The sequence below is a fragment of the Streptomyces sp. DSM 116793 genome, from assembly GCF_057320905.1.
Genome location: NZ_CM170494.1, coordinates 2345306 through 2355853, shown reverse-complemented (window position 1 = coordinate 2355853; position 10548 = coordinate 2345306). Strand labels below are relative to the sequence as shown.

Sequence of the window (10548 nt, the reverse complement as noted above, 5' to 3'; positions counted from 1 at the left end):
TGGCCATGCACTCGAACCGATTTACGGCCCACGTCGTCGGAAACGGCCCGCTGGCCCGCGCCTGCGTCGACCACCTCCTCGCACGCGGCCACCGCGTCACCGGGCTGCTCACCGAGGACACCGCGCTGCAGGCCTGGGCGCAGACCCGGAACGTCCCGGTCACCCTGTGGGCAGCGCACCAGGCCGTCCCTGCCGCTCCGGCGCACGACTACCTCTTCAACATCGTCAACTTCCGGATCATCCCCACCACGATCCGCAACGCGACCACGTCCATGGCGATCAACTACCACGACTCGCTGCTCCCGGGTTTCGCCGGCTACTACACGACGACGTGGTCCATCGCGGAGGGCTCCGACGTCCACGGCGTCACCTGGCACGACCTCGACGGCGCGCTCGACTCCGGTGACATCCTCGTGCAGCGGCCGGTCGCGGTAACCCGCGAGGACACCGCCTTCAGCCTCAACACCCGCTGCTTCGAGGCGTCGGTGGACTCCTTCCGCGAACTGGTCGGCCGACTTGCCGACGGCACGGCCCGGACCGTCCCGCAGGACCTCTCCCTGCGCACCTTCACCTCCTTGCAGTCCCGCCCCGCCGCGGGAGGGATCGTGGACTGGCACCGGAGCGCCGACAGTCTCGCCCGCTTCGTCAGGTCGCTGACCTTCGGCCCCACCGTCAATCCCGTCGCCACCCCCAAGACGCTCGTCGACGGCGCCCTCTTCGTCATCGACGAACTCCTCGTCACCACCGTTTTTTCCACAGCCGAGCCCGGCACCGTGATGTCCGCCGACGCCGACCGGATCGTCGTCGCCACCGCCGACGCCGACGTCTCGGTACGCCTCCGGCCGCTCACCGGACTCGCCGGTGGCCCTGCTCCGGCACCGCGCCGGCCGGAGCCGGGTCAGCGTCTGCACGGCCTCTCCTCCGGCCGGCGCGCGTCCGTGCGCGACCTGTGCGAGGCGGCGGCCCCGGCCGAACGGCGCCGCGTGCCCGGGCTGCTGCGCTCCCTGACCGTCCTCCAGGGCTCCGTCCCCCCTCCGGGCCCGGCCGGCACCCAGGACACCACCCCCGCCACCGGGCGCCCCTGCGGCAGGGTCCTGACGCTCGACGGGCCGCTGCTCGACGCGCTCGCCGGTCACGGCTGGAACCCGGGCCACGCGGTGGCCACCGCCTTCCACGTGATCAGCGAGGCATCGGGAACGGGCCCCGCGGAGCTGTGGTGGAGCGCTCCCGCACTGCGCGCGAAGGCCGCCGGCGGCCACGGCGTCCTCACCGACCGGCTCTTCGACGTGCTCGACGTCGCTCCCACCGACACCGTGAGGGCCGCGATCCGCCGGACGACCCGCCGGCTGTCCGGCCTCACCGCCCTCGGGCCGCACGCCGCGGACCTCGCCGACCGCATCCCGGAACTGCGCGCTCTCGCCGGACGCGACCGGCACCACGTACCCCTGATGACCCTGGGCATGACGCAAGAGGAAGCCGCCCCCCTGGCGGCGGGCCGGCGGCTGAGCCTGGTCGCCGACCCGTCCGACCCGTCCTCCTACGCCTGGTGGACCGACGGCACCGAGAGGGCCGCCCACGAGGCCGCCCTGCTCACCGACCGGGTCACCGGCTGGCTGCGTGCCGCGGTGGTGGGTGTGGAGGGTGTGGTGGGTGGTCTGCCGTTGTTGGGTGTGGTGGATCGGGGTGTGGTGGAGGGGGTGAATGGGTCGGGTGTGGCTTTTGAGTTGTGTGGTTTGCATGAGTTGGTGGAGCGGCGTGTGGGTGTGGATGGTGATGCTGTTGCGGTGGTGGGTGGCGGTCGTGCGGTGTCGTTTGGGTTGTTGGATGCGGCGGCTGGTGTGGTTGCGGGGCGGTTGGTGGCTGCGGGGGTGGGGCGTGGGCAGGTTGTGGGGGTGGCGATGGGGCGGTCGCCTGAGTTGGTTGTGGCGTTGTTGGGTGTGTTGAAGTCGGGTGCGGCGTATGTGCCGTTGGATGTGTCGTATCCGGTGGAGCGGTTGCGGTTCATGGTGGGGGATTGCCGTCCTTCTGTGGTGTTGGCGGATGAGGGGTCGGTGGGTGGTCTGGGGTGGTTGGGGGAGTTGGGTGTCGGTGTGTTGGTGGTGGAGCCGGCGGAGGGTGCGGTGTCGTCCGTGTCCGTGTCGGGTGGGGGAAGTGCGGGGGTGGTGGTTGATCCGGAGGATCCGGCGTATGTGATCTATACGTCGGGGTCCACGGGGCGTCCCAAGGGCGTCGTCGTACCCCACCGCGCCGCCGTGAACCACATGCTCTGGATGCAGTCGGCGTTCTCCTTCGGCCCGCACGACCGTGTCCTCCAGAAGACACCCGTCAGCTTCGACGCGTCCGTCTGGGAGTTCTTCGTCCCCCTCGTCTCCGGCGCCACACTGGTGTGCGCGGAGGAGGACGAACACCGGGACCCGGGCCTTCTGCTGGCACGGCTGCGGGAGTCCCGCGCCACCGTCGTCCAGCTGGTCCCCACCATGCTGCGCGCCCTGCTCGACGAGGGCGGACTTGCCTCGTGCACCGCACTGCGCGAGGTGTTCGTCGGCGGCGAACGCCTGACCGCAGACCTGGCACGCCGCTTCGCCGACGCCTCCCCGGCGCGGTTGACCAATCTCTACGGCCCCACGGAGACGACCATCGACGCGCTCTTCTGGACCCTCGGCGGGAGTGCCGACGACGAGGATCCGCCGATCGGGCGTCCGGTGGCGAATTGTGTGGCGTATGTGGTGGATGGTGTGGGTCGGTTGGTGCCTCCTGGGGTGCGGGGTGAGTTGTGTGTGGGGGGTGCGGGGTTGGCGTTGGGTTATTGGGAGCGGCCGGAGTTGACGGCGGAGCGTTTTGTGACGGGGTTGGTGGCTGAGGCTCCGGGGTTGCGGCTGTATCGGACGGGTGACCTGGTGTCGTTGGGTGAGGGTGGGGTGTTCTCGTTTCATGGCCGGCTGGATGACCAGGTGAAGATTCGTGGTCATCGGGTGGAGTTGGCTGAGGTGGAGTCGGTGCTGCTGGGGCATGGGGGTGTGCGGGCGGCGGCGGTTGTGGTGGTGCGTGGTGTGGAGGGGGCTGCTCGTCTGGCGGCGTTTGTGGTGGCGGACGGGGATGTGGGTGTGGGGGATGGTTTGGGGGAGGAGGTGCGTCGGTTTGCGCGGGGTGTGTTGCCGGCGGTGATGGTGCCGGCGTCGGTGTCGGTGGTGGATGCGTTGCCGTTGACGCCGAACGGGAAGGTGGACCGTCGGGCGCTGCCGGTGGCGGATGTGCCGGTGGTGGATGTGCCGGTGGATGTGCCGGTGGTGGATGTGGCTGGTGGGGTGTCGGTTGATGGTGCCGGTGGTGTGCGGGTGGCCGCCGGTGGTGGGGCCCGTGCGGGTGTGGGGGGTGTGCTGGCCGGGATCTGGCAGGACGTGCTGGGCAGGTCCGACATCGACCCCCACGCCACCCTCCACGACCTCGGCGCCGACTCGCTCCACCTGATGACGGTGCGCTCCCTGGTCAGAGCCCGCCTGGGCGTCGACCTGCCCGTGACCGAGTACTTCCGCCACCCCACCGTCGCCGACCAGGCCGACCGTATCCGGCGTGCGTTGACGCCCGACGCCCCGCACGCGCCCGTCCGTCCCCGCCCCGCCCCGAGGCAGCGGCATCACGCCGAACCGGTCGCCATCGTGGGCCTGGCCTGCCGGCTGCCGCAGGCGCGTACCGCGGAGGTCTTCTGGCACCACCTGCTGGCCGGAGCGGAGCTGATCACTCCACCCGGCACGGCGCCCGCGGGCAAGGACGACCCCACCGCCGCAGGGCCCACCCACGTCCACGCCTACGGCGACGTTCCGGAGCACGACCGCTTCGATGCCGGATTCTTCGGCTTCAGCGCGGCGGACGCCCGACTGCTCGACCCCCAGCACCGCGTGTTCCTGGAGACCTGCTGGGAGGCGTTCGAGGACGCCGGCGTGGATCCCGCCCGGGCCGACGGCCCCATCGGGGTCTTCGCGGGCAGCGGGCACAACGCCTACCTCCTGCACAACCTGCTCCCCGACCGCTTCCGGCTCGACCCCGGTACCGGCCTCGCCCCGCTGCTCGGCGGGTCCCTGGAGGCGTTCCAGGTACTCATCGGCAACGAGAAGGACTTCCTCGCCCCGCGGGTCTCCTACAAGCTCGACCTGACCGGCCCCAGCATCACCGTCCAGACCGGCTGCTCGACGTCACTGGTCGCCACGCACCTGGCCGTCCAGAGCCTGCGGGCCGGCGAGTGCCGCACCGCCCTCGCCGGAGCCGTCTCACTGCGCGTCCCCCAGGACGCGGGGTACCTGTACGAGCACGGCGGTGTCGTGTCCCCCGACGGCCACTGCCGGCCCTTCGACGCCGCGGGCGCCGGCACCGTCTTCACCGGAGGCGCCGGAGTCGTCGTCCTCAAAAGGCTCAGCGACGCCCTGCACGACCGGGACCGGATCCACGCCGTCATCCGCGGCAGCGCCGTCAACAACGACGGAGCCGCCAAGGTGGGCTTCGCCGCCCCCGGCGTACGCGGACAGTCCGACGTCGTCCACGGCGCGCTCGCCGACGCCGGACTGAAGCCCGGAGAGATCGGTTACGTCGAGGCCCACGCGACCGCCACCCGGCTCGGCGACCCCCTGGAGATCACCGCCCTCTCCGAGGCGTACGACGCCCTCGACCCGGACCTGCCGCGCGGCCGGATCCCCGTCGGCTCGGTCAAGGGAAACGTCGGGCACACCGACACCGTCGCAGGAGTCGTGTCCCTCATCAAGGCGGCGATGATCGTCCGCACCGGCCTGGTGCCCGCCACGGTCAACTACCGCCGCGCCAACCCCGGCATGGGCCTTTCGAACACCCCGTTCACCGTCGCGGCCCGCAAGCGGCGATGGCGCACTCCGGTGCGTCGGGCAGCGGTCTCCTCGCTCGGAGTGGGCGGTACCAACGCACACCTGGTACTCGAGCAGCCGCCCGCCTCCGACGCCGTCCCCGCCACCCCCGGCCCGCATCTGCTGGTGGCCTCCGCCCGTACCCGGCCGCAACTGGACCAGCTCACCGGACGTCTGGACACCGCCCTGAAGGACGCCCCGTCCGCCCTGCTCGCCGACGCGTCCCACACCCTGACCACCGGGCGCAGACACTTCCCCCACCGCGCCTTCCGGCTCGCCGCCCCAGGCACCGCCGACCACTGGCACGCCGCGCCCGCCGCCGCCGAACCCCCGGCCGTCGTCTTCCTCTTCCCGGGCCAGGGGGTCCAGTACCCGCGCATGGGACGCCACCTCTACGCGAACGAACCCCGGTTCAAGGACGCCGTCGACCGGTGCGCCGCGCTCCTGGAGCCACTGACCGGGTTCGACGTCCGCGACGTCCTCTACGGCGGGAACCTCCGGGACGGCAGGGCCATGCTCGAGTCCACCCGCTACGCCCAGCCGGCGCTGTTCACCGTCATGTACGCCCTCGCCCAGACGCTGGAGCACTGGGGAGTCCAGCCCACGGCAGTGATCGGCCACAGTGTGGGGGAGATCGCGGCCGCCACCGTGGCCGGCGTCTTCACACCCCGGGACGCACTGCGCTTCGTCGCCCTCCGCGGCCGTGCCATGGAAGACTGCGCCCCCGGTGCCATGCTGGCGGTCAGGGCCGCGGAGCAACAGGTACGGGCCCAGCTCCCGGACGGGCTGTCCGTCGCCGCCGTCAACAGCCCCCGTGACACCGTCGTCGCCGGCGCACCCGCCGCCCTGGCACGCTACGCACGATGGTGCCGCCGGCAGAACTGGCCGGTCCGACGGCTCGCCTCGCGGCGTGCCTTCCACACCCCGGCGATGGCACCCGCGGCGGAAGAGCTGAACGCCCTGGCTGCCACGCTCGACCTGTCGGCTCCGAAGCTCCCTCTCATCTCCACCGTCACCGGCCTGCCCCTCACGGACGACGCCACCCGCGGGGACTACTGGGCCGGTCAGGCCCTGGCCCCGGTACGCTTCGGCGCCGCGCTCGACCACCAGCTGCGCTGTTCCGGCGAGAGGGCCACCCTCGTGGAGGTCGGAGCCGGGCGGGTCCTGACACAGCTGGCCGCCGGCCGGGGTGTGGCCGGCACACGTGCCGACCTGCTGCCGTCCGGGCCCGGGTCCGCCCGGGAAGAGCGCGTCACCCTCCTCGAAGGCCTCGGCCGCCTCTGGCTGGCAGGCGCCCCTCTGCAATGGGACCGCGTGGCATCCGCGGGCCGCGGCCGCACGGTGTCGCTGCCCGGCTACCCCTTCGCCCGCGACCGCCACTGGCACGAGCCCGTCTCCGGGCCCCGTCCCGCCGCCGGCCAGCCACCTCAGCACACCCCCGCCGCCCCCGCACCCCACACCCGGTCCGGCTCGGCCACCGTCCACATACCGCAGTGGACGCGCACCACCCCGCCTCCCGCAGCCGACGACCGTGGCCGCGGCCACGGCACATGGGTCCTCTACGAGGACACCGACGGCCTGCTCACCGGGACCTTCCCGGGCAGCGACCGGGTCGTGCTCGTACGCCCCGGTACCGGCTTCCGCAAGACCGGCGAGCGGAGCTTCGAGATCGACCCCGCAAAGGAGCGGGACCACCGCCGGCTGTTCGCCGCGCTGGCCGCCGAGAGCATCGCCGCGCCCAGCCTGGCCTACGGCTGGATGCTGGACGACACCGCGGACGATCTCACCCCCACACGTGATCTGACCCTCGCGTACCGCGCCTGGCGGGCGGTGTTCCCCGCCCATGCCGCGACCCTGCTCGTACTCGGCGCCGGCGCGTTCTGCGTCACCGGTGACGAACGGCTCGACCCCTCCCGTGCCGCGGCGGCGGCCCTGGCCACCGTCGTCGCACAGGAGGACACCCTCACGCGCTGCCTCTACGTCGACCTCGACGACGCGGCCCGCACCCGGGAAGGGCGCGCCCTGACCACCTCCCTGCTCAGCCGCCTGCTCGGCGGTGGTCCCGCCAACCGTCAGGCCGCCCTGCGCGGCCGGCACCTGTGGACCCCCGCCTTCCAGCCCCTGGCCCTCCCCCCAGCCGGGCCACGGCCCGCCGACGGCGGCACGCACGTGATCCTCGGCGGAGGCGGCCGGCTCGGACTGCTGCTGGCCGAGGAACTGGCCCGGCCGGGGAACGCCCGGATCATCCTCGCGGGCCGGTCGTTGTCCGCCGCCCCCGGACCCGACAGCCCGGCGGACCTGCGCGCCGCACTGCACCGCATCCGCGCCACCGGCAGCACTGTGGCGACGGCCCATGCCGACGTCACCCAGCCCGACAGCCTGGCGGGCCTCCTCAACGACGTCGCGGCGCGGTGGGGCCGGCTGGACTGCGTGATCCACGCGGCCGGCATCACCGGCGAGGACGCCAACACGCCCGTGGCGCAGACCGGGTGGGCCCACGCCGAAAGAATCATGCGGCCGAAGATCGACGGCGTCCGGAACCTCGTGGCGGCCGTGCGGGGACTCGACGTGGGACGGATCGTCCTGTTCTCCTCCTCGTCAGCCGTCCTCGGTGGCCTGGGCCTTGCCGCCTACGCCGCGGCGAACGCCTACCTCGACTCCATGGCCGCGGCTCTGGCCCGGGAAGGCGACACGCGGTGGCTCAGCATCGGCTGGGACACCTGGCACGAGGGCGACGGACGGCCCTGCGCGCCGCACGAGATCGGCATCGAAGAGGCCCTGGCCGCCTACCGCCGAGCCACCGCGGTCGACACGGAGCCCCACCTCCTCGTGGGCGCGGCGGACTTCGACGCACGCCGGCGACGCTGGAGTACCCCCGACCCCGGCCCCGGCCCCGAGGCCGACCCGTCCGCCGGACACGCCTCCCGCACCGCAGCGACCTCCCGGCCACCCGCGACCGGCCCCGACCGCGCGGCCGGCACACCCGCGCCCTCCCGGCCGACGGAACGCGACCCCGACGACCCCACACGGGCCCTCATCGACATCTGGAGCGAGATCCTCGGCCAGGGCGACATCCGCCCGCACGACTCGTTCCGCGACCTGGGCGGCGACTCCCTCGCCGCGACGCGCGTAGCCGCACGCATCCGCGCGACGTTCGGGCACGACGTGCCGCTGCGCAAGGTCCTCAAAGCCAAGACCCTCAACGACATGGTCGCCGTGGTGCGCACATCCGTGCCTCGCCCCTGAGCCGACGACCCCGTCTCATCCCTCACTTCCGTCTGAAGGAGCACATCATGAAGCACATCGTCGCCGTCGGATACGACCCCATGGGAGAGCAGCTGACCCAGGTGGTCCTGGGCACCCTCGAACTGGCCGGCTTCGGCTACGAGATCACCCCCGGCTCGGGCGCGGAGAACTACCCCGACATCGCCTGGGAGACCGCTCACCGCGTCGCGGCGGGAGATCTGCACTCGGGCATCCTGATGTGCGGTACCGGGCTGGGCATGAGCATCACCGCGAACAAGGTCCGCGGCATCCGGGCGGCCCGCTGCACCGACACGTACAGCGTGGAGAAGGCACGCCGCAACTCCGCGGCGAACGTGCTGGCGCTCGGAGCCGAGGTCACACCGCCGCCGCTGGCGAAGACCCTGCTGGAGACCTGGCTCGCCCACTCGTTCGACTCCGCCCGCTCCATACCGAAGATCGAGCGCATCACCGCCCTGGCCGAACGCATGGAAGCCCTGCGATGACCGTCACACCAACAGCCTGGGTGGTCGGTGCCGGCGGCATCGGAGCCGCGATCCGGGATCGGCTCGCGGGCGACTACCGCACGATCACCTTCGACCGTGCCGAAGCCCCCGCCCGGGCAGGCTCCCACCACCGGGTCGACGTGCGGGACCGCGAGGCCTTCGCCAGGGCGGCAAAGGACGCCACCGCCCGCTCCGGTCCCCCCTCCGTAGTGGTCCTCGCCTTCGGCACCGTCTCCTCGGCCACGGTCGAGGCGGCCGGAACGGACGAGGTCGACCAGGTCGTCGGCGACAATCTCATCGGTTGCGTCAACGTCCTGCACACCGTGCACCGTTCGCCGCGCGCCGACTCCTGCGTCTGCCTCGTCGTCACCTCCAACGCCGCGCTGGTGGCCCGGCCGCACCAGCCGCTGTACGCCGCGACGAAAGCCGCGGTGGCCAGCCTGGTCCGCAGCCTGGGCCCGGCCTGGGCGCCCGACGGCATCCGGCTGATAGGCGTGGCACCCGGCACCGTGACGGTGGGCCGCAACCAGGCGCGGATACGACGCCAGTACCCGAACGCCCCGGCCGACCCGGGGCGCCCGGGCGGTCGTCTGGTGACCCCCACGGAACTGGCCGGCTTCCTCGTCGGACTCGTCCCCCACGCCCACCACCTCACCGGCCAACTCCTGGCCTACGACGGCGGCAGCACCTTGGGGGCGGCCTAGTGTTCGCGAGCGCCGTCCGAGAGGACGCCACATCGGTGGTCCACACACTCACCGACGCCGTCCCCGACGTGGTGATCACCAGCTGGGGCGGGACGGCACGTGGCGAGGCCACCCTCCTCAGCGACCTGGACCTGCTGTGCTGGAACCCGTCGGGTACACCACTACCCGAGATCGACTTCCACGGGGCGGGCTACCTCGACCTCGTCACCTGCTCCGGCGACGCATCCGATCTGCTGTCCTGGGCACGGGCCAACGCGACCGACCTGCACGCGGTGATGTTCAGCCGGAACATCGGCGGCGACCCCGCCTTGTTCCCGGCCTTCCGCAAGGTCGTCCGCACCCTCTGGCACGACCCCGCCGTCCGGGCCCGGGAGGTCGTCCACCTCCTGGCGACCGCCACAGCGCTCCCCCTGGTGCACGGCCCCCTCCTGCAACGCCCCGAGAAGTTCGGCCTCGGCGGCACCCGGGGCTGGACGGTACTGGCGGAGTGCGAAGCACTGATCAGCGGCCGGGTCCGCTACCGGACCACCGAACCGGCCCTCACGGCACTGGCCGCACGCGACGAGGTCGACCCGGCCGCCCCCGAGGCGTTCGCGACCGCGATGCGACTCCGCCGGGGCTGCGAGAGCGGAGAACTCGACTTCCAGCGCCAGAGCGCCGTCTACGAGCTGCTGTCGTCGGTGTTCCTGTCCTCCGCCCGCCGCCTGCTCCTGTGTCACCTGCCGTGGCTGCGCGCCCACACGGCGGCCGAACCGGGCACACTGCGCCGCCTGGCGCACGACATCCTGGGCGGTGACGCGGGCATCCACGACGACGCCGTGGACCCGGATGCGGCCGCTCCCACGGACGCCACCGCCGGGCCCTCGGAGACGGAGGTCATGCTCCGGGTCTTCATGGCCCGCTCCCGCCACGAGGTGGCCGATCTGCTGGCCTCCGCCCACGGCGGCAGCTGGTGGGTACGGCACGCCGCCCTCATGAACACCCACACCGACGACACCACCCTGCGCCGGATGATCCGGCACACCGAGCACAGCGGGAACTGGTGGGCGGACCGCAACCTGGTCCTCTACGCGATCCGGCACCCCAACGCCTCCCGAGAACTCCTGGAAGACATCGTCCGCGTCTGCCCCGGCCTTCGGCTCATGGACGCGCAAGCCGTCCAAACGCGCAGGGCGACCCTCGACTTCACCGGCCACATTCCGACACTCCACGAGAAGTAGGTATCTG

Annotated in this window: 4 protein-coding genes; all 4 read left to right on the top strand. The window is 72.4% G+C overall.

The window, feature by feature from the left end:
- Nucleotides 1-5 precede the first annotated feature (5 nt).
- From ACSMXW_RS09715 to ACSMXW_RS09700, 4 genes are read left to right on the top strand one after another with little or no spacing between them, the layout of a single operon-like run.
- Complete coding sequence (locus tag ACSMXW_RS09715) at nt 6-8114, top strand: amino acid adenylation domain-containing protein (protein WP_485805251.1); 8109 nt, start codon at nt 6-8, stop codon at nt 8112-8114.
- A 47-nt stretch (nt 8115-8161) separates the two neighbouring features.
- The gene (locus ACSMXW_RS09710) at nt 8162-8617 is read left to right on the top strand and encodes an RpiB/LacA/LacB family sugar-phosphate isomerase (protein WP_485805250.1); all 456 of its coding nucleotides are present in this window, start codon (nt 8162-8164) and stop codon (nt 8615-8617) included.
- Entirely contained in the window at nt 8614-9321 is a 708-nt protein-coding gene (locus tag ACSMXW_RS09705; protein WP_485805249.1) for an SDR family NAD(P)-dependent oxidoreductase, read from the top strand. The genes ACSMXW_RS09710 and ACSMXW_RS09705 overlap by 4 nt, the downstream gene beginning before the upstream one ends.
- A gap of 35 nt (nt 9322-9356) precedes the next feature.
- Entirely contained in the window at nt 9357-10541 is a 1185-nt protein-coding gene (locus tag ACSMXW_RS09700; RefSeq protein WP_485805248.1) for a hypothetical protein, read from the top strand.
- Nucleotides 10542-10548: the final 7 nt, after the last annotated feature.

What these genes read in the sequence shown, in the direction of transcription:
- ACSMXW_RS09710 (WP_485805250.1), top strand. Translation starts at nt 8,162, where the DNA reads ATGAAGCACATCGTCGCCGTCGGATACGACCCCATGGGAGAGCAGCTG.
- ACSMXW_RS09715 (WP_485805251.1), top strand. Translation starts at nt 6, where the DNA reads ATGCACTCGAACCGATTTACGGCCCACGTCGTCGGAAACGGCCCGCTG.
- ACSMXW_RS09705 (WP_485805249.1), top strand. Translation starts at nt 8,614, where the DNA reads ATGACCGTCACACCAACAGCCTGGGTGGTCGGTGCCGGCGGCATCGGA.